At 66.4% G+C, this 25,870-nt stretch carries 16 protein-coding genes and 1 pseudogene; 5 read left to right on the top strand and 12 right to left on the bottom strand.

Annotated elements, in window-relative coordinates:
- Positions 1–21 precede the first annotated feature (21 nt).
- The gene (locus ABRP95_RS09465; RefSeq protein ID WP_349839282.1) at positions 22–1,215 is read right to left on the bottom strand and encodes a glyceraldehyde-3-phosphate dehydrogenase; all 1,194 of its coding nucleotides are present in this window, start codon (positions 1,213–1,215) and stop codon (positions 22–24) included.
- 48 nt (positions 1,216–1,263) lie between these two features.
- On the opposite strand from ABRP95_RS09465, the gene ABRP95_RS09460 reads away from it, so the two are divergent.
- From ABRP95_RS09460 to pth, 4 genes are read left to right on the top strand one after another with little or no spacing between them, the layout of a single operon-like run.
- Positions 1,264–1,875 (top strand): hypothetical protein, encoded by a 612-nt coding sequence (locus ABRP95_RS09460; RefSeq protein ID WP_349839280.1) that lies wholly within the window; start codon positions 1,264–1,266, stop codon positions 1,873–1,875.
- On the top strand, positions 1,868–2,605 hold the full coding sequence (locus ABRP95_RS09455; RefSeq protein ID WP_349839279.1) for an RNA-binding protein: 738 nt from the start codon (positions 1,868–1,870) through the stop codon (positions 2,603–2,605). The genes ABRP95_RS09460 and ABRP95_RS09455 overlap by 8 nt, the downstream gene beginning before the upstream one ends.
- 10 nt (positions 2,606–2,615) lie before the next feature.
- Positions 2,616–3,950 (top strand): FtsK/SpoIIIE domain-containing protein, encoded by a 1,335-nt coding sequence (locus ABRP95_RS09450; protein ID WP_349839278.1) that lies wholly within the window; start codon positions 2,616–2,618, stop codon positions 3,948–3,950.
- Entirely contained in the window at positions 3,947–4,555 is a 609-nt protein-coding gene (gene pth, locus ABRP95_RS09445) for an aminoacyl-tRNA hydrolase (protein WP_284851819.1), read from the top strand. The genes ABRP95_RS09450 and pth overlap by 4 nt, the downstream gene beginning before the upstream one ends.
- Before the next feature lie 226 nt (positions 4,556–4,781).
- Here the strand turns inward: pth and ABRP95_RS09440 are convergent, their stop codons facing one another.
- The 11 genes from ABRP95_RS09440 to ABRP95_RS09390 form a co-directional block, all read right to left on the bottom strand.
- Positions 4,782–6,515 carry an ABC transporter ATP-binding protein gene (locus tag ABRP95_RS09440; protein WP_284771096.1) on the bottom strand — a complete coding sequence of 578 codons (1,734 nt, stop codon included), beginning with the start codon at positions 6,513–6,515 and terminating at the stop codon, positions 4,782–4,784.
- Positions 6,512–8,290 (bottom strand): ABC transporter ATP-binding protein, encoded by a 1,779-nt coding sequence (locus ABRP95_RS09435; protein ID WP_349839277.1) that lies wholly within the window; start codon positions 8,288–8,290, stop codon positions 6,512–6,514. Before ABRP95_RS09435 ends, ABRP95_RS09440 begins: the two co-directional genes overlap by 4 nt.
- Positions 8,287–9,081 carry a class I SAM-dependent methyltransferase gene (locus ABRP95_RS09430; RefSeq protein WP_284785440.1) on the bottom strand — a complete coding sequence of 265 codons (795 nt, stop codon included), beginning with the start codon at positions 9,079–9,081 and terminating at the stop codon, positions 8,287–8,289. The genes ABRP95_RS09435 and ABRP95_RS09430 overlap by 4 nt, the downstream gene beginning before the upstream one ends.
- Positions 9,078–9,815, bottom strand: coding sequence for an ABC transporter permease (locus ABRP95_RS09425; protein WP_284771093.1), 738 nt, complete (start codon positions 9,813–9,815; stop codon positions 9,078–9,080). Before ABRP95_RS09425 ends, ABRP95_RS09430 begins: the two co-directional genes overlap by 4 nt.
- Complete coding sequence (locus ABRP95_RS09420; protein ID WP_005510617.1) at positions 9,812–10,564, bottom strand: ABC transporter permease; 753 nt, start codon at positions 10,562–10,564, stop codon at positions 9,812–9,814. The genes ABRP95_RS09425 and ABRP95_RS09420 overlap by 4 nt, the downstream gene beginning before the upstream one ends.
- On the bottom strand, positions 10,561–11,613 hold the full coding sequence (locus ABRP95_RS09415) for an ABC transporter ATP-binding protein (RefSeq protein ID WP_284771092.1): 1,053 nt from the start codon (positions 11,611–11,613) through the stop codon (positions 10,561–10,563). Before ABRP95_RS09415 ends, ABRP95_RS09420 begins: the two co-directional genes overlap by 4 nt.
- Positions 11,610–12,788 carry a saccharopine dehydrogenase family protein gene (locus tag ABRP95_RS09410; RefSeq protein WP_284771091.1) on the bottom strand — a complete coding sequence of 393 codons (1,179 nt, stop codon included), beginning with the start codon at positions 12,786–12,788 and terminating at the stop codon, positions 11,610–11,612. The genes ABRP95_RS09415 and ABRP95_RS09410 overlap by 4 nt, the downstream gene beginning before the upstream one ends.
- Positions 12,781–19,113: a non-ribosomal peptide synthetase gene (locus ABRP95_RS09405; protein ID WP_284851815.1), complete on the bottom strand. Its 6,333-nt coding sequence runs from the start codon at positions 19,111–19,113 to the stop codon at positions 12,781–12,783. Before ABRP95_RS09405 ends, ABRP95_RS09410 begins: the two co-directional genes overlap by 8 nt.
- Before the next feature lie 10 nt (positions 19,114–19,123).
- Complete coding sequence (locus ABRP95_RS09400) at positions 19,124–20,896, bottom strand: AMP-binding protein (protein ID WP_284783401.1); 1,773 nt, start codon at positions 20,894–20,896, stop codon at positions 19,124–19,126.
- Positions 20,897–21,070: 174 nt separating this feature from the next.
- Complete coding sequence (locus ABRP95_RS12100) at positions 21,071–23,317, bottom strand: ATP-binding cassette domain-containing protein (RefSeq protein WP_284854085.1); 2,247 nt, start codon at positions 23,315–23,317, stop codon at positions 21,071–21,073.
- A 107-nt stretch (positions 23,318–23,424) separates the two neighbouring features.
- A complete protein-coding gene (locus ABRP95_RS09390; RefSeq protein ID WP_284819571.1) occupies positions 23,425–23,928 on the bottom strand; it encodes an ECF transporter S component in 504 nt (167 codons plus the stop codon).
- A gap of 478 nt (positions 23,929–24,406) precedes the next feature.
- Here ABRP95_RS09390 and ABRP95_RS09385 point away from each other — a divergent pair.
- A pseudogene (locus ABRP95_RS09385) lies at positions 24,407–25,623 on the top strand (IS110 family RNA-guided transposase).
- The last annotated feature ends 247 nt before the right edge of the window (positions 25,624–25,870 follow it).

Genomic DNA, 25,870 nt, shown 5'->3' with positions numbered 1-25,870 from the left:
CGGGCCTTAAACTATGCGAGCTTAAAGCTCAGAGGGAGATACGCGCTTGGGCAGGACCACCGGGCGGGCATTAGAAAGCCCCTCCACTACGCGGATGACCTGGTTGGAGTAACCGAACTCGTTGTCGTACCAGACGTAAAGCACCAGGTGCTTGCCGGAAGCGATGGTGGCGATGCCATCAACGATGCTGGCATTGGTATTGCCCACGAAGTCGCTGGAGACGACCTCTGGGGAGGCAATGTAGGAAATCTGCTGGCGCAGATCCGAATGCAGGGAGACATTGCGCAGGAAGTCATTGACCTCATCGCGGTCGACTTCTTGCTCCAGCTCAAGGTTAAGCACCGCCATGGACACGTCCGGGGTGGGAACGCGGATGGCGTTACCGGTCAGCTTGCCTTCGAACTCAGGCAGGGCCTTTGCCACGGCCTTGGCAGCACCGGTGGCGGCAAGCACCATGTTCAGGCCAGCGGCGCGGCCGCGGCGCTCGCCCTTGTGGTAGTTATCAATGAGGTTTTGGTCATTGGTAAACGAGTGCGCGGTTTCCACGTGGCCGTGGGCTACCCCGTAGCGGTCATTGATCACCTTGAGCACCGGGGTAATGCCGTTGGTAGTACAGGAGGCTGCCGACAAAATGCTGTCAGACTCCTCGATAATGCTGTGGTTAATTCCGTAGACGATGTTCTTCACATCGCCCTTGCCCGGCACGGTGAGCAGAACCTTGGAAACGCCCTTGGACTGCAGGTGCTGTGACAGCCCCTCACGGTCACGCCAGCGGCCGGTGTTGTCGATGACAATCGCATCGTTGATGTCGTACGCGGTGTAGTCAACAGTAGCCGGGTCATTGGAGTAGATGACCTGGATCGGGGTGCCGTTTGCCCAAATAATGTTGTTTTCGCGGTCAACCGAGATAGTGCCGTCGAATGCACCGGGGACAGAGTCACGGCGCAGCAGCGAAGCACGCTTGACGATGTCGTCGTGGGAGACCAGGAAATTGTTGCCGTCCAGGTGGGTCGTGTGCTGCGGTGGCCTGCCCGCCCGCTGCGCGAGGCGCTGGGGCTGGTGACCGGGAAATGAGCAGGAGCATGAAAAAGAAATTGGGCTACGTCGGCCTCGGCTTCCTGCTGGCCGGTGGCGGCGGAGCCGCTGCGGAAATCGACCCCAGCCAGCTACTCCACCTATTAGGAGGTCTGCTGTGAGTACACGGGAAAACGTCACAGTGACGCTTAGATTGGAGGTAGCGGCATGAAATCGGTAATCCTCGACGTGCCGCCGTTTCACAGCGACGGCGCGCAAAGAGAGTTCGAAGAATTTTCTTCCACACTTCCCGGCCCGGAGCTGATTACCGCGAAATATGGCGGCGGCCGCCCGCACCCGCGTGATGTGTCGCGTCTAGCGTATGCAGCCTGCACTGCACTGGCACTGCTGACCGTGTGGCTGTGGCTGCCGCACGGCACCAGTGGCAGTGGCGAGGCGGTGACAGCTAGTCCGACCTCGACAGCCACCTCTACTCCGTCGCCTACGCCGTCCATTACATCGTCGCCGTACGAGCGCGGGCAGCAGCTTGTGGACGACCTCGGCCAAGTCCGCCCCTACCGTCCCGACATATTAAAGGCCTGCTTCCAGTGGGTCGGCACTGGCACCCCGCCCGCTTTCCAAGTGAACTCTGACCCGGACGCGGACACCTACCTGGTGCCCGACGGCTGTGACTCCGGCTGGCGCGAGGAGCTGCCACAGGAAGCGTGGGTATGCGGCGAGGCCAGCGTCTCCAAGCGGTACTCGATATACAACGAGGCACTGGACGAGGGGCGCGTGAAGCAGCCCTATGCCACCTATCTCCTCGCCTACACCATGATTTGCGGAGGTAACGATGAATGACGAAACCCGCGTCTTCTACCCAGTAGATAACGACGAGACGACCATCATGCAGCCGCTCGGCGACCCCGACATTGACTTCGCCCCACCACAGGAGACGGACAACCGCGCCGGGCTGCTCGACAGGCTGGAGCTACCCCGCCCGCAGTGGAGCCTGCCGCACATCGACACTCCGCGGTGGCTGTGGCAGCCCACCTGTCGCAGGCGGTGGCTCCGCTGGCTCGCCGTGCTCGCCGCGCTGTATCTGGTCTCGGTGCTGCTGCACAATGCTGCTGCCGGGTACACGGCGGTCGCCGCCATTGCCCTGTGGCTCGCCGCATGGTTCAGGGGTCGCCGGTACGAGGTGCGGGTACCGCCACGCAGTGCCGTGACGGTCGTGTTCGACCAGAAGACAGGGCGCGGGCGCTTCGCTGATTTGGACGACGCTTTAGAGGCTGGCGGCCTGGCGAATACCACCTACGACGAGAATGGCAAGGCTTTCCACACGGGCTGCTGCACCGTGTCGCTGACCCCACTAGCGGAAACTGGCGACGTGGAAGCGCGAGTGTCCGCGCCGTCGCAGTACCGCCTCGCTGACTTGGAAAAGAATGAGGAGCGCATTCGTCGCCGCCTCAATGTGAAAGACCTTTTTGATTTTCATATCGACCAGTCAAACGGCAATTTTGTGTTCACCATGACGACCGCTGACCGGCCGGACGCGGAGGTCGCAACGGAGTCATGGACAAACGTTTAGGAGTAAGAAAATGGCTAAAGATTTTTTCGCCGGACTCGGCGACGACACCCTGCCGCAGGTTCCCGGTGACACGGAGCAAGTAGCAGAGACGGACACCGTGGACGAGGGTTTTTGCGACCCCGCACTTATCGACGAGGCAGTCGCTGACCTCGCCAGCTACCGCGAACGCTACTCGCAGCTTGCCCAGCACGTAAAGGGCGGCTCGTTCCATGAGCCGGGGGTCGGCAAGCTGCCCGGTGACTCTGTGCACGAGCTGCTGCGTATCTACGGCGCGGTGTTTTCCCCGCAGCCGTGGCACGAGCACGTGGTGCGGTTTGAGCCGGACAGCGTAGGCCTGACACTGGAACTCGACACCGGCGACGCGGTGGAAGCCCTGCGCTCCGCCGGTTTCTACGACGTAACCAGCAATGGCCTCACGGCGCAGGTCGCGGGTCACGACATGCAAGCCACCCGCGGCTATCAGCTCGTCAAGCGCGACGCGCGCGGCCTCTGGGAGCTGGTGCAGTCCACGACGCTGGCACACTGGAACCACACCATGCACAAGCTGGGTCTCGCCTACGTCACTAAACGCGCGGACGGGGTGACCTCCTACCTCTGCCCTACTCCGCAGGGGTGGGGTGTGACAGGTGACGGTCGCGGTTACTTGGCAGTGAAAACCCCGCCGACTGTTGGGTTCGACGTTTGGAACCGGACTGTTGAAAAGCTGCGCGGTGTCGTGAAATGCGACGTTGAACTGCGCCGTTTGGCCGCTGACCGTGTGGCAATCGTCACCCCGCCGAGGGCTGCCCGCATGACCCCCTGGGTGCCTGGCGCAGACGAGCAACTCCATGTAACTGGCACCGACTCGTTGGAAGAGTTTTACGCGTCATCTGTTGCCGCGTATCCGCGCCTGGCGTGGGTGCAGGGCCGCACGGCGGACGGCGAAGTGCTGTCGGCTGCTATGGCGCGCTCACCGCACGCACTGGTCGGCGGCGGCACTGGTAGCGGTAAGTCGTTTTGGGCCTCATGGCTGCTGACTAGCTGCGTGCTCGCGGGTGCCGATGCAATGATTGCCGACGGTAAAGGTAGCTCGGACTACGTTCCCCTGGTGCAGCACCTACCCAATGTGGTGATGTACACGTCAACCGACGCGGAGCATGTCCGCCTTATCCAGTGGGTGCATGCGGAGATGGAACACCGCTACGCGCAGCAGAAAGCCGCAGCTATCTCGGGCGAGGTGTACGAGCCGCGGCTCCTTGTAGTTTTGTTTGACGAGTACGGGGCGTTTTCAAAGTCAATCAACGTTAAGAGTCACCCGCAGAAAAATCATAAGACCGTGCACGGTGTGCCAAGATTGAACTCATGAACGCCTCCACCACGCCTCTGCTTGTCGTGGGGCTCGGCAACCCTGGGCCCAAATATGAACTCACCCGCCATAACGTCGGACATCTGGTGCTAGATGAACTAGCCAGCCGGACTTCTCCGATGCCTTCGTCGTTTAGCGTGCACAAGAAATCGAATGCTGAGATTGTGCAGACTCGGTTTAAAACCTCCGATGGTGGCGAGCGACAGGTGATTCTGGCTAAGCCCCGGACGTACATGAATCTGTCGGGTGGGCCGGTCGCGGCGCTGGCGAAGTTCTTCAATGTCGCACCTAGCGACGTCGTGGTGGTCCACGATGAGCTGGACCTAGACCCGGGTGTGGTGCGCCTTAAGCGCGGCGGGGGCGAGAATGGCCACAATGGCCTGCGTTCGACATCGAAGTCATTGGGCACGAAGGACTACATGCGCGTGCGCATTGGCATTGGTCGTCCTCCGGGCCGCCAGGATCCAGCTGATTATGTGCTGCGCAACTTCAATGCCAAGGAGCGCGAGGAACTCGCTTTCACCCTGCCCACCGCGGCGGAGGCAGTGGAGCTAATCGCCAGCCACGGGCTGGAAATTGCTCAAAACCAGGTGCACGGGCGGTAGTAGCTAGCGGCAAGGCAGCAAAGAGCCCCCTTCCCTCCCAGCTTTCACGGGAATGAGGAAGAGGGCTATTTTCGCTTTCTAGGAAGCTTCAGCCTTACAGCTCGTCGGTGTTCGTGCTGCTCGGCGTTTTCGTCGGCGGTTTCGCTCTGCCCACCGAGCGCCTGGCGGTGGGATTCGGGAAGCTGCGGCAGGGCGGCCCGTGAGGGCATCGACCAGGTGATGAGGATCAGGCGCCCGAGGAGCTCCCCGTCCGACACGCCCACGACTCGGCGTAGCGGCCGCCCTTCGCCAGCAATTCATCGTGCGTGCCCCGTTCTGCGACCGTCCCGTCCTCCGAAAGCACGACGATGAGGTCGGCATCGCGGACGGTGTGCAGGCGATGGGCGACGACGATCACGGTGCGATCGCCGCGCAACGCCTCCATCGTGCCGACGATCGCCCGCTCAGTGGCCGCATCCAGCGAGGACGTCGGCTCGTCGAGAAGCACCACCGGGGAATCCTTCAGAAGCGCCCGGGCGATGGCGAGGCGCTGCCGCTCGCCTCCCGACAGCAGCGTCCCCTCCTCCCCCACCGGGGTATCCCACCCGGAAGGCAGCAGCTCCACGATGCGGTCCACCCCGGAACGCCGAGCGGCCTCGCGCAAGCGGTCCCCGTCACCGGGCCCGGAACCGAATTCGGGGTCGGCGAAGACCACGTTGTCCCGCACGGACGCGTCGAAAAGGAACGTCTCCTGGAACACCGGGGTCACCAGCGAGTTCACGCCGTCGGTGCCGATCCGAGGCAAGGGCACCCCGCCGATGAGGATCTCCCCCGAGTCCGGATCATGAAAACGCGACAGCAGCCGCATGACCGTCGTCTTGCCCGCCCCCGACGGTCCCACTACAGCAACCAGCGCTCCCTGAGGTGCACGGAAGCTGACGCCGTCGAGAACCTTCTTATCCCCGTACCCGAAGCTCACGCCGCGGAACTCCACGTCATGCCCGTTGGGCAGCTCCGGTGCGGTCGGTTCGGGAAGGGCGGGGATCGCCCGAAGGTCACGCAACGCAGCCAACGTGTTGCGGCCCGCACCGAAACCGCCGGACAACGCTCCCGCCGTGGTGATCGGTCCGGTGAACTGGACGACCACGATGAGCATTGGCGCCAACTGCGCCGGCGCCATCCCGCCCGTCGCGGCGACTGCTACGGCGACGATTACCGCCGCCGTGAACACCGCATGGACGACCGAACTCAACCGTCCGATGGCCGCCCCCTGCGTCGACGTCGCCTTCGCGAACGTATCGTGTTGGGCCCGGATCGCCTCATCCACCATCGCGTCCGCCGCCGAACCGTCGCTCGCGGCGCGAATCGCCTGCTGGCAGCGGGTGAACTCGATCAGCCTGCCGGAGACGGCAGCGACGGCGTCAGCATGCGCTTCGTCCGACTCCCCGCCGACCCGGCCAATGGCCCGGTAGGCGAAGAAGAGCACCGGCGCCGACGCGACGAGAACCAAACCGACGCGCCAATCCACCGCCAGAATTCCGAAGGCGATGACGGTCGGCGCAACCACCGCGGCGATGACGGGCCGCAGGATCACGTGCGGCACGGACGCCGCGAACGCGATACCCGACGACGCCATCTCCGAAAAGCGGCCGGCCGTGGACTTGGTGACGTACCCGAGTGGCAACGTCAGCACGCGTTTGCCCAGGGAACGCAGCAGGGACGACAGCACCGCTGCGGAATTCGCCCTGCCGACCGTCCCCGCGGCGAGGGACAGCACCGCATGGGCGACCGCGAGGCCGGCGATGACGCCGGTGAAACGCCACGCCGTCGCATCATCTCCCTCGGCCAGAGCCGACAGCAGCGGCAGCAGCGCGACGAACGCCGCTCCCTGGGCCAGCGAGGCAAGCGCGGCCAACGCAATGAGCCACGCCAGCGTCATTCTCGAGCGCCGATCCGTCATCGACCACAAGTCCCGAATCATCGGTTCCCCGCCTTTTCATCGTCTGATTCAGTGCCCCGCGGAGCGGATGGTTCGTCGTCGAGCGCGAACGCGCGCCACAAATCCCGGTAGCGGCCACCGCGCGCAAGCAACTCGTCGTGGGTACCCGCCTCCGCGACCGCTCCCCCATCGAGAACGAGGATGCGGTCGGCGTTGCGGATCGTGCTCAACCTGTGCGCGATCACAATCACCGTCCGCGAACGGGCCAAACGCTCGATTGCGGACTGGATGAGGGCCTCGGAAGCCGGATCCGCATAAGCGGTTGCCTCATCGAAGATGAGCACCGGCGCGTCCGTGACGATCGACCTCGCGATGGCCACGCGCTGCGCCTCACCGCCGGAAAAGGTCACGTCGACGTTGACCACCGAATCCAGACGCTTCGGCAGCGCCGCGATGGCCGCATCGAGGTTCGCGAGCTTCGCGGCCGCCATGATTTCGCCGTCGGTGGCGTCTCTCCTGGCCAGCCGGATGTTCTCCCGCAACGGCAGCGTGAGCAACTGCGGATCTTGGAACACCACCGACACCGAGCGGTGCACGTCGCGCACGGCGATGTCGCGAAGATCGGCGCCGCCCAGCAGCACCGAGCCTTCAACGGGGTCGTGGAAACGCGCCAACAGCCGGGCGACGGTGGACTTTCCGGAACCGGAGGTCCCCACCAGCGCAGTGAGGGTCCCCGGTTCGAACGTCGCGGACATCCCGTCGAGGACCCGCGGCCCATCGCCGTAGGAGAAGACCAGGTTCCGGACCTCGAGCGCGCCTCCGCGCACGGGCACCGGATCGGCGGGCTCGGCGATTGGCGGCGTGCCCAGCACCTCCGCGATGGACTTCAGGGCGGCAATCCCCGCGATGATGGGTTCGGAGTTCATGGCCACCCGCACGATCGCCGCGGAGAGTCCAAGGCTGAGAACCAGCCCGGCGACGAGACCCTCCGGTATGCCGCCCGCGGCGTCCCTCAGAGCGAGGCCGGCCCAGCACACCACTGCGAGGACTGTGATCGGGGACGTCACCACGTCGATGAACCCGAGATAGATGTTCGATTGCCGGGACCAGGCGGACCACGCGCGGACGAACGACAACGCCGCGGCATCGTAGCGACCCGCGCCCTGGTTGGCGCGTCCGAAGGACTTCATCACCGGGATACCGCGCACCAACTCGATGACCGCGGCCGTCACTCCTTCGGAGGCTCGCTCGTAGTCGCGCTGAAGACCGGCTCCGCGCGAAATCATCACGCCCATCAGGGCGAAGGTGACCAGCACCGGGACGATCGCCACCGCCGCGATCCGCCAATCCACCGCGACGAGCGCGATGAGGGAAAGCAGGGGAACCAGCACCGCCACCACGGTCTCACCGACGGTGTGGCCCATGAGCTGGTGGACAGCCGCGACGTCCTTCTCAACCGACCCGATGATTCCCGACGAGCGCCGGGCGTCCAGCCAGCCCAGCGGCAACTTCCGGATTTGGGCGACCAGCCGGCGCCGGAGGTGGAGCTGCAGGTCGTTATCCGCCCGGTGCGAGAGCATGCCGGCGGCGCCGTCCGCGGCCATGCGCACCGTTGCGGCGACGACGATGACAGCCACGGCCAACCACGTCCGATGCTCCGGGGCCTCCGGGTACGTCATCGCGATGTCGATGATGCCGACCAGCGAAGCGACGGTAGCCACCGACGACAGGACGGATAACGCGACCACCGCACGCATCCGTGTCCGGATCGGGGCGAGCAGCGACCACGGGCCTACGGTCCCGTCCACGGCGCTCACTTGCCCGCCTCCCCGATCGCGCTTTTCTTCGTGAGAGTGCAGAAGTACACCATGCCGGCGTGTGAGGCTCCGCCCAGCTTCAGCCCGTTGGCTTCGGCGAGGTCCTCGAGCTCGCTGCCCCGGAACACCCGGTGGCCCATCTTCGCCATGACGGCCATGTCGACCCGCTCGTTCACGTCGGGATCCTCGGCGAACGTCTGCACGTAAGCGATGCCGCCGTCGGCGAGCAGACCGGCGACCCTGCCGAGCGCGGCACCCGCATCCTTCATTTGGTGGAGCGCGCCGCACACCCAGATTTCATCGGTCCTGCCGGGCTCTCCCGCGAGCGGCGCGAGGACATCGGCGACGTGGAATTCCGTCCGGGCCCCGAGCCTTTCGACGGCGGCGCGTTCGCGGGCGATGCGGATCGCATTGGGCGACAGGTCGTAGCCGACGATGTTCGCCCTGCGATAGCGAGGCTCGGCGGCGAGCATGCGGGCGAGCCACCCGGTTCCGCAACCGAGGTCGAGAACCCGGGCCGGCGCATCCGGCCCGGGATCCAGCGCACGGAGCTTCCGATACACGGCGGCGGCGTCCATCGGTTCACGCGCATAGCGGCTGAGGAACCTCGGCTGGACCTTGTCCTCGTAGGCCGCGAGGAGTCTGCGGTTGTTCTGGACGATCTGGGCAATCGACTTCATCTGGTTCTGTCTCCGGGGTGTGTGGGCCGCGTCCACGCGGCGGTTTCGGGTTAGGTGCTCGGGTTCGCGGGCCGTCGTCGGCGGCGCCGCCCCCGTGGACGTGCCCGTCATGCAGACTCCCCCGGCCTCGTTTTCACGGCGATGCCCCACGCCGCGAGCACGGCGATGCCTAAGAACCAGGCCGCGCAGACCACCAGACCCGCAGCCCCGGTGCCGTTGACGGCCTCGCCTGCCGCGGATACGGGGGTGTGCCCGGCGATTCCGCGCAGGAGGGGACGGAAGTGGTCGGCGGGCATGAGCACCGTGTTGACGAACATCGCAACGATGATTAACGGGATGAGGGCCACGGACCCCTGGGGGCTGGTGATGGAGAACGCGATGTACGTGCCGGTGCATGCGGCCGCCGCGGCAACCATCGCCCCGGTCACCGCGATCCTCCACCACCAGGACACCTCCGGGGGGCCGTCGGAAAGCAAGGCGGCCACCGCCGCGACGACGGCCGTCATCGCCATGATCCGGATGAACTCGGCAATGATCCGTGCGGCCGACACGGCCGCGTACGGTGACGGCATGGTGATTAACCGCTCGTGGAAGCCATTGCTGCGTTCAACGAACACGGTGGACGATCCCGTGATGGCCAGGATGAACGCCCACGCCGTCACGACCAGGATGACCGCGTTCCGGAGTTCGAACTCTCCGGTGAGCTGCCTGACCAGGCCACCGAACATGCGGTTGACGATGAACAGGTACACGAGCGGAGCAATGAACGTCATGAACCAGAAGTCGGGGCGCCGCAGCCAAATGTGGGCGATGCGCCGCAGATGCACGAAGATGGCGCCGATCATGATTCGCTCCTCGAGGTGAACCGGCGGATGAACAGGACGATTCCGGCGACCACCGCGACACCGAGCCACAGGGCTGCCTCTTCCCCGGCGCTATCCGGGAAGGCGTCCGGGGACGCCGCCCTGATCACCTCGATCATCGGCGAAAACGGCATGTGACGTACGACGTCGCGCAGGGAGCCGTCCAAAGCGGTCGCCGGAATGAACGCGGTAGAGAACATGAGCAGCAGCATTTCCAGCGCCTGGATCGATGAGGCCGTCGACACCGGGGCGGGCACCATCAGGATCACCCCGTCCGTGACCAGGGACAGGACCGCCGCGGCGAGCAGCGACCACAGGACAGTCCACGCGACGTCACCGACAGCCATGTCGAGGCCGCAGGCCCACGCGACGACCAGCAGCGCCGCGATCGACGCGGACATCCGCAGCACATCGGTGGCGAGCCTGCCGGCGACATAGCCGCCTGTGGCCCCGGGCAACACGCGCACGCGGTCAACGAGCCCGGATTCGACGTCCTGTCCCACCGCCATCGCCGACGCCGCGGCGGTGAACATCGCCGCCTGGAACAGGCAGCCGCCGAGCACGAAACGCAGGTACCCGAAGCCGGATTGCCCCGCCGAGTATCCAAACACCGCGTACAGGCACAGCAGGAAGAGGGGCGGAACTACGAACATGGAGATCAGCGACGCGGTGTTGCGTCGCAACAGCAGCAGATCCCGACGGAGAAACGCCGCGACCGACGTCGCACTCATCGCGCCGCACCCCCCGCGTTCATCGATATGAACACCTCGTTGAGGGTGGGTGACGACACGCTCAGCGAATCCGGCGACGCTTCCGAGGCCTCCATCGCCTGCGCCGCCGCCTCGAGGACCCGCGGTCCGGGGTCGACGTCGAGGGACACCAACTTCCCCGCGACGCGGGCGCCGTCTAGGCACGTTCCCCCGAGGCAGCAGGCGAACGCCTCCGCCTCGGCGGCGGTGGCGAAGGACACGCGGAGCACGTGCGACCCGAAGTCGCGGCGCAATTCCTCCGGCGTTCCGCTGGCGACGATGCGGCGATCCTTGAGCAGATGGACGTGGTCGGCCAGCGCCTCCGCCTCTTCCAGGTACTGGGTGGTCAGCACCAGGGTCATTCCGTCGTCGCGCAGTTGCCGGATGAAGCCCCACAGCTCTTCGCGGCTGACAGGGTCCAGCCCCGTTGTGGGTTCGTCGAGGAACAGCAGCCTGGGCACGACGCACAGCGACGCGGCGATGTCGAGACGGCGCCGCATGCCACCCGAATAGGCCGACGCCAGCGTCGAGGCACTGTCCGCGAGCGAGAATTGCGCGAGCAGTTCCGTCGCGCGGGCGGCCGCGGCGGCGCGGTCGAGCCCGCGCAGCCGCCCGAAGAACTCCAGGTTCTCCCGGCCGGTGAGGTTCTCGTCGATCGCCGCGAATTGGCCGGTGGTGGCAATGTCGGCGCGCACGCCCGCCGGGTCCTCTTTCACATCGCGCGAGAAGATGCTCACCTCGCCGGAGTCGGCGGTGATGAGCGTCGACAGGATTCGGATGAGGGTGGTCTTGCCTGCACCGTTGTGGCCGAGGAACGACACGATCGCCCCGGCGGGCACGGTAAAACTCACGCCGTCGAGCACATGCTTGCGCATCCGGGCGCCGCGCTTTCCCTTGCGCCCGCCGTCCGGCGGGGCACCTGCCCCGCCTTCGGGCGGGGTGCCCGCATTGCCCGCATTGCCCGCAATCGGGTAGCTCTTCGTGAGGTCGCGGACGACGATCGCCGCACCTCGTTCAGCTTGATCCGTCATCGTTTCCCCTTTTCTTTGGTATCGCAGTGGGCCGCTGTCGGCAGCGGCCCCGTGGTCGGGTTGTCATGCGGCACCTCGATATGGATGCCCGCATCGCGGGCGAAGGCGAGGACCGGTTCGAGGAGCCGGGGGTGGCCGACGAGATCCCGGCACCCCGGCGCGACCGGCTTCCCCGCGACCGCCACAACGGTGGCGGCAGCAATCGCCGCGGTCATTTTGTAGGAACCCGGGCCGGTCGCCCGGACGACGGTCGTCTCGGCCGTCGGCCCCGCATCGCCCGCGCCGGCGGACAACAGTGCGACGACCAGCTCGGCGGGTTGCGGAGTGCCCTTCACCCGCGCCTTCCGCGATGTCACGGCCGCCCCGAGACGGGCGAGCAGACCGGAGACAACGGGCATCGCGTACAGTCTCGACGTGCAGATCTTCTCCACCGACTCATCGGGGAGAGCATCGAAGGCGACGTGGTAGGAATAGCCGCGGATCGAGGGGCACACCTCGCGTACGACGTCGATGTCCGGGCATTCATAGCCGATTCCGCTTTGCGACGACACCGGGTTGCGCCGTACTTCGACAATGGCGCCGCCGAGCATTGCGCGGTATCCGCCGCGAATGGTCCGGAACATCGACTCGACCGACGCGGCCCCGGATTCCTGGTCGGCGCCGATTCGCAGATCGACCCGCACATCGCGGACCTCTTCGACCCCCGCAGCGCGGGCCCCGAGAATCAACAGTGCCGTCGACAAGCCCGGGCACAGGCCGAACCCGGTGAGCACGGGAACCCCCTCCCGCCGGGCATCCCCGTCGAGAGCCATGATTGCGCGGCGGGCGTCGATCGAATCGTTGACGTCGATGTACCCGGTACCTGAGTCGATGCAAGCACGGGCGAGTGAGTCTGCGTGCACCTCGAACGGGCCGGTGCAGTTGACCACCCAATCGTGTTTTCGGAAGACCCTGCAGATCTCGTTGTGGCCGGCGGCGATCCTCAGCGGGAAGTGCCGCCCCGGGCCATCGTCTGGCTTCTGCCGGGAAGTGTAGGCCAGCTCAATCCCGTCGACGACGCCGAGCATCCCCCGGACGAGCCGTCCGGTGACGCCGGTACCTCCGGCCACCAGCACTTTCACGGGTTCGCCCGCGTCGCGGTCCCGTGCTTCCCCGCCGTTTCGTCGGTCAGTCATTTTCCATCTCGTTTCCCCGGTCCCGCGACCGGTCGATTCCTTCGGACGACGGGTCCGCTGCCCTGTCGTCCGTTTCCGGCGCCCGGCGCCGGCGTTCGATGTACTCCCCGATGAGGGCCCCGGTCAACGCGGCATCCTCTCCGAGGACGAACGAATAGTGGTTTCCCGCGACGCCGGCGACGCAGAGGTCATCGACGAGGTGGTCCCGCCACTGGTCGTGGTTGTGAGCCTCGCCGTCATCGGGGAGAACGAACAGCGCCTCCCTCACCCGCCCCCCGGGCCGGTACCGGGTGCGGGCATCGATGAGCGAGCGCAGCGAGTTGAACTCCGTCGCCGTCACCCGGTCGCCGGAAAGCCCAAGGTCCTCCAGGAGCGTCGGTGCGACCGCTGCGGCCAGGGCACGCAAACGGGCCCCCCGTTCCCCGTCGGTCTCGTCGACCCCGCCGAACTCCGCCCAGAGGCGGGCAACCGGCGTTCCGTGCGGGAGATCGGCAATCGAGGGCACCACCCGGGACAGCAGCCCCTTTTCGGATTCCGCGCCGAAATCCCCGACGTCGACCGCGATCCCCGGAGCCAGGCTGTCGAGAAACACCAGCGCGGGATCAAGATCGGCCAAACGGAGCACCATCTCGGCCGCGATGGTGCCGCCGAGGCTCCATCCGACGATCGCCGGGGCGGCACCGTCGACGAGCACCTCGCGGACCCGGCCCGAGTAGTGGGCCGCGATGTCGCCGATGCCGATGGCGTGGGGGAATGGTCTCTCGAACTCCGCGAAGCCGACGCCCCACACCTGCCCGCCACCGGGGATCGCGAGGGCCAGGTCTCGGTAGATGTCGACGGTGCCGAATCCGCCGTGGACGAGGAAGATCGGGCGCGCCTCATCGCCGCTGCGCAATAGGACCAGCGAATGGTCCGCGGCCGACGCGCCGGGGTCATCCACGTCCCGCCGGTCGGTCGGCGTGGCCGTCGACTGGCCGACGAGCTCGGCCACGCCACGTGGCGTCGGCTTGGCCAGCGCTTCCGCGAGCGGTACCGACGCCCCGGTGATGTCCTGGATCCGCTGCATCAGATTCACGAATCCCAGGGAGTCGTAGCCGAGGAGGAACAGGTCGTCGTCCGCGCCGGCTTCAGCGCCGCCTAGGTCGGCCCGGACCATCCCGGTGATGACCGTCAGGTATTCGCGAACTCGGCCCATCAGGTCCCCGGATGCGATCCTCGAGATCGAGCCCGACCTGTCGCGCTCCGCCGATGACGCGCCCGCGACGCCGTCGCCGATCGCCCCACCGCTGGAAGAAGTGCCCCCGACCGCCAGGCGCAGGCGCCGAACCTGGCCGACGCTCAGCGGCGCCGCTTCGGGGCAGCCCCCGGCGAAGCCCGACACCGACCTGATGTAGTGGTCGAAGATGTCCTCCACCAGTTCCGGTTCCAGGATCTGCTCGACGAAATCCCAGGCGACGTTGATACGCCCGCCGACCTCCATCACTTGGTTGTCCAACAGCACCTGCGGGGTCTGGGAGATGGCGTAATCGACGTCACCCAGGACGTGGGCATCCCTACCCGAGCCATCGCCTGCCGCGGAACCCTCGCCGAACAGCAACGAGGTGTACACGAACGGCGCGATGGCCTGTCCGACGGGCAGACCCCGGTGGCGCGCGATGGCGCCGAGCAACGACACCCCGGAGTACCCGGCCGCCATGTGCCCGAGCAGCCGGTCGCGCAGTTCCGCCGTCCACCAACGGAGGTCATAGTCGGCGGCCGCTTTCACCGGCATCAGAATGACGCCGGTGAAATCACCGAAGACGCCGGCGAAGTCGGCGATTTCGGGATCACGGTTGTACGTGGTGATGTTGATGCCGACCGAATCCCCCCTCGACCACAGCGACAGGCTCGTCGCATAGCAGGCGAGAAGCAGTGCGGACACGCTGCCGTCGGCGGCGCTGGCCCGTTCCCGCAACAGTGCGGTTTCCTCAGCGGTGAACGTGTGCGACAGGCGACGCATCCGCGGCACATCCACGTCCGCGGCCGCACCGATTGATGGAAGGGTGTTGCCGGGCGGGAAGTCCTCGACCACCGTCCGAGTCAACGTCTCATCGCCACGCCCGACCGCCGAAGCCTCCCGGCGCTTCATCTCCAAGACGTACGTGCGGTAGTCGCCGGTGACGGGCGGAAGCTCCGTTCCCCGGTACAGCTTGTCCAGGTCGTCGATGAAAATCCGTTGGCTCGCCCCGTCTCCGATGATCATGTCCACGCTGAAGAACAGGCGGTGCCTCCCGTCCGGGAGCGCGAACGCCGACAGATGAAACAAGGGCCAGCTGCCCAGATCGAATACCTGGTGGCTCAGCTCATCGCGCTTGCGCCGCACCGCCTCGACCACGGTCGCCTCATCGGCGGCCCGGTAGTCGGCGACGGCAATGCGGTAGCGCGGAACCTCCGGCAGAATCCGCTGCGTGGCTTGTGCGGTGAACACGACGCGCAGCATCGGATGCCTGCGGATGAGGTTGTCGAGGGCGTCCTCCAGGCGGTCGATGTCGGTACCGGGTTCGGTGACGGATTCGATGTAGTAGTGCTCGGTGACGCCGCCCAGCTCGAACCCGGAGTTCCGGCCGACGTAGTAGGCCTTCTGCATGTCGGTCAGGGGGAACGGCGCGTGGGGGTCGTCCCCGAATTGTTCCACCGGATCCTTCCCGTGGGCACTCGCGGAGGATTCTCGGGCACCTCCTGCGGCTGAACCGGCACCGCCGGCACAATCGAGGGAAGACACTGCCTCGGCGACGGCTTCAGACTCGGCACCGGACTCCCGCATGGCCTCCGAGACAAGGCCGGCGATGTGCGCGATGGTCGGGTCGGCGATGACGTCGCGGAAACGGAGCCGGACGCCCGTCTTCTGCCGGATCGCGCGCATCATAACCTGGAATTGCAGAGAATCGCCGCCGCGGCGGAAGAAGGACTCTCCCGCGCCGCACGCCGGATCCGCCCCACTCGTCGACGGGGCTTCCCCGAGGATCTCGTCGAAGACTCCGGATACCAACTCGATCGCCCCGGGGGCGGCGACGGAACCAGCCGCGCCCGCGGCTCCGGCCTCCGCCCCGGCGACCTCGCCATCGGCCGTTGCCCCGCCGCCCGCGGCACCGACGTGCCTACGAATTTCCTCCTGATCCAGTTTCCCGTTGACGGTGACGGGCAGGTGCGCCACGGGCAGCAGGACCGTCGGTACCATGTACGCTGGCAAGCAGCGGGCGAGCTCGGCCCGGACGGCATCCCGCGAGCCGGTCATGTCGTCCGCCGGAACGTAAAGGCACGCCAGGAGTCCCCGACCGCCCGATTCGACGACCGCCGCCATCGACGCGGTCACCAGGCCGGACCGCTCGAGGACCGATTCGATTTCTCCGAGTTCGACGCGGAAGCCCGCGATTTTCACCTGACGATCGCGGCGGCCGAGAAATTCCACGAAACCCTCCGCGTTGAAGATGCCCACGTCTCCGGTTCGGTAGCAGCGCCCGATGCCTGGGACATCCCCGAAGGCGGCAGCGGTCCGCTCCGGATCGGCCGCATACCCCTGCGCGACGCCGAGACCGCTGATGTGGATTTCCCCCGGCACGCCGACGGGGCAATGCACCCCGTCGGGCGCGAGCACGTGGATGCCCTGGTTCGCCAGCGGGTACCCGTAGGGAATGCGGTTTTCCAGGCTGTCGCGTAGCAGCGGGCAGTGGATGGACCAAATGCTTCCTTCGGTCGCACCGCCGAGGCTATTGATCGACGCGTTCGGGAACATGTCCATGGCGCGCGCCGGAAGCCCCGCTGCGATGCGATCGCCGCTGAGCAATACGGTGCGCACATCCGGGAACACGTCGTCGTCCGCCGCCCGGACCAGGGCGAGCTCCAAAAGGGCGGGCGCGGAGTTCCACAGCGTGACCCGCTCTTCCCGCAAGACGTCGAGGATTTCATCGGCGTCGCGCTCGTCTCTGACCATCGTCACCGTCGCGCCTGCCGCGAACGCCCCGAACACGTCGTAGACCGACAGGTCGAATCCCAGCGACGACAATCCGATGATGCGATCGGCGGAGGTGACCCCATACCGCCGGTTCACGTCGAGGATGGTGTTGATGCAGTTGCGGTGACTGATTCGCACACCCTTTGGCCGGCCCGTCGTCCCCGAGGTGAAGATTACGTAGGCAAGGTCGTCAGGGGCAGTGCCAAGCGAAGGGTGCGCACCCGCGCTGCCCGCGCGGTCGCAGACTTCCGCGGCTGCGGGCTTGCCGACGCCCGCCACTCCGCTTTGGTCCAGTTCATCGATCACGCCGGTGTCCAGAATCGGGCCCGACGCACCTGAGGCTTCCACGACGTATTCCTGTCGCTGGGCCGGCATGCCCGCGTCGACGGGGACGAATGCGGCTCCCGCACGCAATGCGCCGACCATGTTAACGATGTCGTCGGGATGCTTGGTGTAGCGCACGATCACCGCGTCCCCCGCCCCGACGCCGGAATCTGAGAGATGGCGGGCGATGCGTCCGGCCCGGGCCCAGACCTCGGCGTAGGTGTACGAGATGTCCCGGGCGGCGAGGCGCACGGCCGGCGCGTCCGGAGTCGCCGCGTATGCGGCTTCGACAAGCGAAACCAGGGTGTCATCGTGGATCGGGCCCGCAGCGTCATTGTAGCGGGCGACGGCCCCCTCCGTCTCCGCATGACGGATGGGCAGAGCCTCTCCCCCCTCCGCCACCACGTCCAGGGCCTCCGCAACGACCCCGAACATCGTATCTGCCGCAGGGAAGTAATCGTCGACCACGTCCCACGACAACGTCATCCCGCCCGATGCCGGCATCACTTGGATGTCGAGGCACACCTGCGCGGTTTGCGTGTAGATGCGTTCGATGACCGGGCTGCGCCCGCTGCCCCGCTCGCCGCCGAGGTAGCTGGTGAACACCACCGGAGCAGTGGCCTGGGTCTGATTGGCCGCGTCCCGGAGGAATCGCTGTAGCACCTCCACACCGGAAACGCCGCGGTGGGACAGCCCTTCACGGATGTCCAGGTCGATCGCCTCCGCCAACCCATCGATGGTCGCAGCTCTCCCGGCGTCGACGCCGATGAGCATCGATGAAGTGAAATCTCCCATCACCCTCGTGCCCGCGGCGAGGCCGCTGCGTTCGCTGACAGTCACGTTGACCGTCAACGCCGATTCGGGCAGCCACCTGCAGACGACGGCGGCGTTGACGGCCATTACCAGCGACGACAGGGTAACTCCAATGCGGCGGGCCCGTTCGCCGAGCTTGGCGGTGATCTCCGCGTCGAGCACCGTGCCCAAGCGCCGGGTCGACCAATCGTCGTCACCCCTCACGGCCGCCGGGAACTCCGGGCGCCGCGGCAGATCTGCGGCCTTCTTCTCCCAATAGGCGAGGTCCTCGGCCCGTTTCCCTTCGCGCCGGCGCGCAGAGATTGCCGCCAGGGCATCCCCATATTTGGAAGCCGGAGCCGGCGGCTCCCCGGCCAGCAGAGATTCGAGCTCGTCGAAGAACAGGTACACCGAACCCGCATCCATGACGATCATGTTGAAGTAGATGAACATCCTGCACCCGCCCGCATCTGCGAGCAGCCTCGCGGCGACCATGGGACCGTCCTCGTTCGACGATCGCGCCGCGGTTCGCATGTCCCGACGGATCTCCCCCACCGCCGCGTCGACATCGTCGCCGGACCCGACTACCTCGACGGTGGCGAGGCACGCGCCGGTCGGGCTCAAGACCCCGGCATCGACGTCGAGCCGATGGAACAGTACGTCGTGACGCCCGAAGACCACCCGCACGGCCTCCTCCACCTGCGGCAACGAATAGTCGTGCCGGGATTCCGCGTAAATGTACGTCGCTTGGCCGCCAAGCTCGATGTCCTCGTCCGCGCCGAGCAGGTAGGCGGTCTGAATTGGATTGAGCGGGACCGCATCCGCGGGACCGGCCCCATTTTTGCCGGCACAGCCGTCATCCGACTCACCCGTCGCTACAGCGGGGTCGGCCCCGGCAGCGGCGCCTGCGGCAGATCCGGCATCAGCGCCACCCCGGGCGGCGTCGATGACGGCCGCCAAATCAGCGACCGTGACCCCGGGGTCCATCGCCGCGTAATCGATGGTCACCCCGTACTCGTCCTCCAGCGCCAGCAGCATCTGGAGGAAAGTCAGGGAGTTCGGGATGTGGTCGCGGAGTTTCACGTCCGCCGAATCCAGGTGCACGCCGATGGCGTCGGCGATGGACTCCGACAGCCGTTCGGGGGCGACTCGGTCCCCGGTGCGAGCTCCTCCCACGGCGGTAGATGCGACGGCCGGCGCGATCGTTTCATTGGTCATCGTCATCTCCTCAGAGCAAAGCCTCGAGCTTGCGGCGGAGCTTCTTGCCGTTCGACGCGACGGGCAGCTCGTCGACCCACAGAACCCGGGAGACGGGCACCCCGGCGACGCGCATCAGTTCGGTCGTCGCGGACCGGGCCACCGCCTGTTCAGAGATCGGAGGTTCATCCCCGTCCGATCGCCCGGCACCGGTCGCATCGTCGGCCTTACGATCGGTCGGGGTCCGCCTGGCCAAGAACACGGCGATCTCCTCTTCGCCCGTGGCTGGGTTGCTCCGGCCGAGAACGGCAACATCGCGGTCAAGCGCATTCTCCAGCACGGCTTCCAAATCAGCCGAATAGTAGTTCCGGCCGTTGACGAAGATGATGTCCTTCTTCCGGCCGAGGACGAACAACTCGCCGTCGCGGAGAATGCCCATGTCCCCCGTTGCGAACGCCCCGTCATCGGTGAGCTCGTGCTCCACGATCCCCTCTGCTGTGATCGCGGCTCGGGTCATCGGAGCGCCGGCGATGTGGATTTCACCGACGGTGCCGTCGCCGAGGACCCCGCCCCCGTCATCGCGGATGGTCAACGAGATCCCCGGGACGGCCTTGCCCAAGGCGACGAACTCAGCTCCGGACTCGCTCTCGATGTCCTCGAAACGCTGCCCCGTGGCGATGCCCGTCCGGTCAAGTCGCACCGTGGACAGACCCGAGTAGATGTCCCGGGTCGTAACCAGGAGGCAAGCTTCGGACATTCCGTAGGCGGAGGTCAGGGCATCCTCCCGGAGGCCCATGGCGGACATCGCCACGAGGAACTTCCGGGCCAATGGAGCGTCGATGGGTTCAGAACCGCTCATCAGCTTCTGGACGTTGGAGAAGTCGTAACCGTGGTCATCCCCGAGGGGCCGGCGCTCGAGATGGCGCAGGAAATGCTTGAACGCGAAGTTCGGGCACACTGTCACCGTCGGCTGGTGCCTGGTCACGGCCTCGAACCACCTCGGGGGATCGGCGACCACCTCGGAAACCGGCAGCAACACCTGGTCGTACCCACGAAAAAGGGCGTAGACGTGGAAACCGATCAGCGAAAGGTTGTGGGTCAAAGGCAGCCACGTGAGCATCTTGTTCTCGTACCGGTGCGCGTGGCGTGGGATCGTCGCGCGCAGACCGTTCAGCACGGACTCGTTGGTTACGATGACGCCCTTTGGCGATCCCGTGGAGCCGGACGAAAACTGGATGAGGGCTTCGCCGGCCGTCCCACCTCGCACCGGGAACGCGGGGACCGCCCCGTCGCCATCCCCGGAATCCACGTCCCCCGCCTGGGAGAAGTCCGATTCAGCATCACCCGGCATCGCCGCACCCGGGTCCGCGGCAGCGTCATTGACGATGGACACGTCGAGCAGCCGGTCCTCGCCCACGACCACGGCACCGTTTGCGCCGGTGAGCAGCGTGTGACTGCGTTCGTCGACCAGGATCGGGGCCCCGGGCATCATGTCCGAGAGCGTCCGCACCCTGTCGACGTCAACCGGGCCCGACACCGGCGGCGCAAGCGCCGGAACCGCGCCGGCGTAGACGCAGCCCCAGAACGCCCGGATGAGCCCGCGGTTCTCCGAAACTTGGAAGATCACGCGATCACCGGGGCCGATGCCGGCTTCAGCCAACCGAGTCGCAGCCGCCACCGCCTCCGCGTGGACCCGGCCATACGGGACGAAGACGTCCCGCCGATTCTCGACGAAGGTGATCCCCTTTTTCGTCTCATCGGCCTTGTCCCGAAGCACGTCGCTGATGGTCCGGATCGTGTTCATTGGTACCTCTTTCGGTTGTCGGCGCCATGCCGGTGCCGGGCGGACCGGGCCCGCATGGCGTGACCCGGAGGATGTGTCTGAAGGGTTGAAAGGGTGAAGCAACTGGGTGGGGCGCGTCTCCGCACAAGCTCGGAAACGCTCGCGGGCCCGGGACCCGCCGGTTCCGGGTGCCCGTCAAGTCACTGCGGACACCAGGGCGGCGACGAAGGCCGCGGCGGACGCTGCGGCCGCGAACCCGTCACGCACTCGCCAGGGGTGATCGGTGCGGAAGGTGCGCCGCGGATGACGGCCGAAGTTGCGCATCGCCAGGGTCAGGGACAGCTTTTCGGCGCAGCGCACGGCGCTGACGAACAAGGGAAAGGCGATGCACGCGGGCGTCGTCGCGCGAATGAAGCCGGAGCGGAAAGACTGCCCCGGTCGCATCGAGCGCAATCTAATCGCCCATGTCAGATGGGGGATTTCGCTGCGCAGGAACGCCGCGATGCTCACCCCGGAAATCGCTATGGTGCACCATGTGTAGGGAACCCGGAGGCGTTGCACCATGGCGTCGAAAAGCTCCTCGACGCGCATGCACGCGGAGACCAGGACCGTCCCCGCGAACACGGCCGTCAGCAGCAGTCCGTGATGGATGCCGTGGCGGACGGCCTCCGCCGGATCCCCACCGCCGTAGAACTCGGAGCGCCACCCGAGCAGGCCGAAGAACACCCCGATCAACAGGACGAGGAGGACCTTCCCCGCCGTCGCCCGAACGTCGCGTTCCGCGATCGCAGCGAGTGCGAGGAACGCAACCCCCGTCAGCGCGAGAACGGCGTCTCCGCCGGAGAGCAGCCCGGCGACGAGGACGAGCATCACCGCCGCGACGATCGTGATTGCGTTCAACCCCGCGCGCCTCCGAGCGTCGGATTCACCGGTCCAGGGGCTTTCGTCCCCGGACGTCCGTGCGCCGGCCGCGGGCAGTGCGCGATCCCGCCGGGACGACTCCGGGGCAGCCGGCACGTCGGTCGCGGGACCGGACCAGGCGACCTTCCCTTCGGCGACGATGCTCGCCCGATCCGCCCACGTTCGCGCGACACGGCGGTCGTGGCACGTGAACACAACGGTTCCGCCGGCCCCGGCGTATTCCGCCAGCGCATCCAGCACGATGCGCGAGCTCGGCGAATCCAGGTGCGCCAACGGCTCGTCGAGAAGCAGCAAACGGCGATTGGCCGCCACCGCCAGGAAGATGCCCAACCGTCTTTTCTGTCCGCCCGACAGGACGAACGGCGAGACGGGGTCAAGTGCCCGGGGGCACAGGGCTTCCCGCAGTTTCCGCAGCTCATCGGCGCCGAGTGGCCCGTGCGGGTCCGTGCCGGCCAGCGCGGAGTCGATTTCCGCGGCGACGGTCGCGCGGGTGAACTGGTGCTCGGGGTTCTGGAACGCCCACGACGCGAAGGCGTCGGGGGCGCGCCGGGCTGGCTCGCCGTCGATCCGGAGGTCCGCTCCCGCCTTCATCTGGCCCGACAGCACCGCCAGCAAGGTGGACTTACCGGCTCCGTTGGTGCCGACCAAGGCATGGATCTCGCCCCGTTCCAGTGTCAGATCGGCCCCGTTCAGGATCCGCTCCCTGCCCCGGGCCACATGGGCTCCGGTCAAGGCCAGCAGTGGAACGGCGTCCGCCTCCGATTCCGGATCGGCGCCATCCCCGGCTCCCCGGGGCCTTCGCCGCCGGTCCGGACTGAGACGGTCCGGTGCCCCCGTGCCCGGCGTACTGGCGTCCGGCGCTCCGGCGGTCGCGGCCGACGTCGCAATGCCCTTCACCGCGATGCCCTCCGGCGCTCCGTGCGCGGCGACGCTCCCGTCCGCATCGAGGATTGTCACCGTGTCGACCCACCCGTCGAACGGGCGGAGGTCGTGCTCGATGAGCAGGATGACGCGACCCGGGGCCCGCAAATCACGGATGGCGGCGAACAGCGACCGGCGACCGTCCTCGTCGACGTGGGCCGCGGGCTCGTCGAAGATCATGACCTCCGGCGCCCTGGCCACCGCACCGGCGATGGCCATCCGCTGGCGTTGCCCACCCGACAAAGCCCACGGATCCTTCTCCGCGAGCTCTGACAGCCCGAGCTCCGATAGGGCCTCGGCTGATCGCTTGGCGACGATGCCGGCTTCCACGAGGGAAAACTCGAGGGCCATGGACACGTCATCGACGACTCGGAGCGTGAGCACCTGCGTCGCCGGGTCTTGCCCGACGAAGGTGACCCGGTCCCCGTCCACGGGGCGTTCGGTGCCGTCGGCATCGACGATGTGCACGAATCCGGCATGGTCGATGGGGATGTGCGAGGGGATCAGTCCAGCGATAAGGTGGGCCAGGCTCGTCTTTCCGCATCCCACGGGTCCCGTGATGGCGTTGATCGTGCCGAAATCGAAGGAGAGATCCACCATGTCGGGTGCCCATCGCCCATCGGCATGCCGCACGCCCGCGCCACTAACCCGTAACCGGGCCGGGGCCGTCCCGCGTGTCGCACCGGCGCACGCGGGTGCTCCGGCGGTCACCGGGTGACCCCGCGGCTGCGAAGCCCCTTTGCGACGGCAAAGCCCAGGACCAAAAACACCAGGCTCGATGCCAAGGCTACGGCGAAGCTGATCAGGGCCATGGGCGTGGTCAGCGAGTCGACGCCGACTGCGCGCGGGGCCATCGTTCCCATCAGCGCGGAAAACAACATCGCCGATGCCACGAACTGGGGACGCGTCCACCGCCGGTACAGGGTGACCATGAACGGAAGCTCGATGAGCAATCCTTCCACAATCAGCGCCCCGATTGCGGCGACGCCGAATGGGGTGGTCGCCGCGGACACGACGCCCATGGCAAGGCATGCGATGAGGCTCGCGCCAGGCTTGCGGACGACGATGAGGGGAACAACGCACTGCAGGAACCACAACCCGAGCGTCGCCGCGACGAGATAAACGTGGGCGATGCCGGCAAACACCTGCAGGTAAGTCAGGGGCACGATGATGAGAGACCCCGCGACGCCAATCGCGGCGGCGACGAGCATGTCGCGGGTGGATAGTCGGCCACCCGCTGCGACCGGTGCGACGTGCACCAACCGCCCGTCATCCGTCTGCGACGCCACCGCGTCCCCGGCTCCCCCTCCGGAGAGGGGTTCTCCGGTCGATCCACGTTTTCCGTTCATCGTCGCCGCCTCGCTTCCGTTGCCGATTCCCGATCGGGAACACCACCTGAACCAGTATTAGGTTAGGCAATGCTTATCGCATTACGCAAGGCTCAATTTACTGACCTTACCCCCTCACCCCCGTTACCGTGATGGTGCCCCTCACGGGGCGCGGTCACCGGGCCCGGTATGGCTTATCTGCGTGAACATTTCCATAATCCGGGGGTGTTGCCACCGGACACCGGGGACAACCGCTGACAGCTAATAGGGACACGGACCAAACAGAGGTCTCGTCGTAACGTGGGTGCCTGCAACGGATGTCCAAGACACCGGCGACCAGCCGCAACAGAAGGACACCACCATGGAACCGTCCACAACACCCGAAATCATCATCGGCCTCGACGTCGGCAAAACCGGCCACCATGCCTGCGCGCTGACCAACACCGGCGAGAGAATTTACGACAAACCACTGCCCCAAGACGAAGCCGCACGGCGCGAAATCTTCGCGTCCATGCAAGCCCACGGCAGCGTTCTCATGGTCATCGATCAACCCAACACGATCGGCGCCCTGCCCATCGCCGTGGCCCGCGACTGCGGTTGCACGGTCGGAGACCTCCCCGACCTAGCCATGCGAAAAGCAGCCGATCTCTACCCTGGACGATCAAAAACCGCCGCCGGAATGCATTCATCATCGCCGACACCGCCCGCACCATGCCGCACACACTGCGGGCAGTCGACCGCGACGACGAGACACTAGCAGCGCTGAAGATGCTCGCCGGATTCCACGATGACATCGCCAAAGACGCCACCCGAACGAAAAACCGCCTTCGCAGCGTGCTCACACAGATTCACCCCGCACTCGAGCGCGTCTTTGCAGGCGAGATTCTCTCGCGCACGCTGGTGCTGGACTCGCTCATCCACTACGAAGGTCCGACAAAACTGGCCGCCGCAGGTCGAGGCCGGGTCCTGAAGTGGATGCGCAACCGCGCCAAGAAGGATCCTGCTTCCCTGGTTGACGCAATTTTCGCCGCCCTTGCCGAGCAAACTGTCACGGTACCCGGCACTGCGGCAGCAGAATTGGTCATTCCCCAGCTGGCGGCGAACATCAAAGCGCTTCTAGCACAGCGCGACACGATCGCCGGACAAGTCGAGGAGATGCTCGAATCGTTCTCTCTTACCCAGGTCTTGATGTCGATGCCCGGCGTAGGCATCGAGACCGCCTCTAGCATCTTGTTGTCCATCGGCGATTGCCAGGACTTCGCCGACGCCGCGCACTTGGCCGCTTACGCCGGCATCGCGCCGACCACCCGGCAGTCGGGTACGTCGGCCCGCGGCGAGTTTCCCACCAAGGCCGACAATAAACAGTTGAAAAACGCGATGTTTCGATCGGCGTGGATCGCGTCGAACTGCCATCCCGCATCGCGCGACTACTACCTGCGTAAACGGGCTGAAGGACAGAAACACAATGCCGCGGTGATGTGGCTTGCCCGGAGCCGCTGCAACGTCATCTATGCCCTGTTGACTCGGTGTGAGTTCTTCCGAGAAATCCCTGCTAGAACCATCGCCACGGCTGCGTAGGCCGCTGCGCTGATCACCGCCGGCCCGCACGATGCGGCCCGGCGATCAGTCATGGCTACCCCCATACGATGTACGTGAAAGTCTCGCCTGACTATTGACAATCCACATAGGGACCCCCACGCGAATCGGGACCGAGTGGCGGCCGACCCCTCGGCCCAACAGCGCCCGGGGCCGCGCAGAACCAGGTCCACCAGCGGTAGGCGATAGCGGCCTCCCGCACCGAAAGCTCCGTCCCCCTCCCCTGCCC

Source organism: Corynebacterium sp. KPL2895 (assembly GCF_040225815.1).
GTDB classification, from domain to species: domain Bacteria; phylum Actinomycetota; class Actinomycetes; order Mycobacteriales; family Mycobacteriaceae; genus Corynebacterium; species Corynebacterium rhinophilum.
Note: the sequence above shows the minus strand (reverse complement) of the source record. Positions and strands in the feature narration are given on the sequence as shown.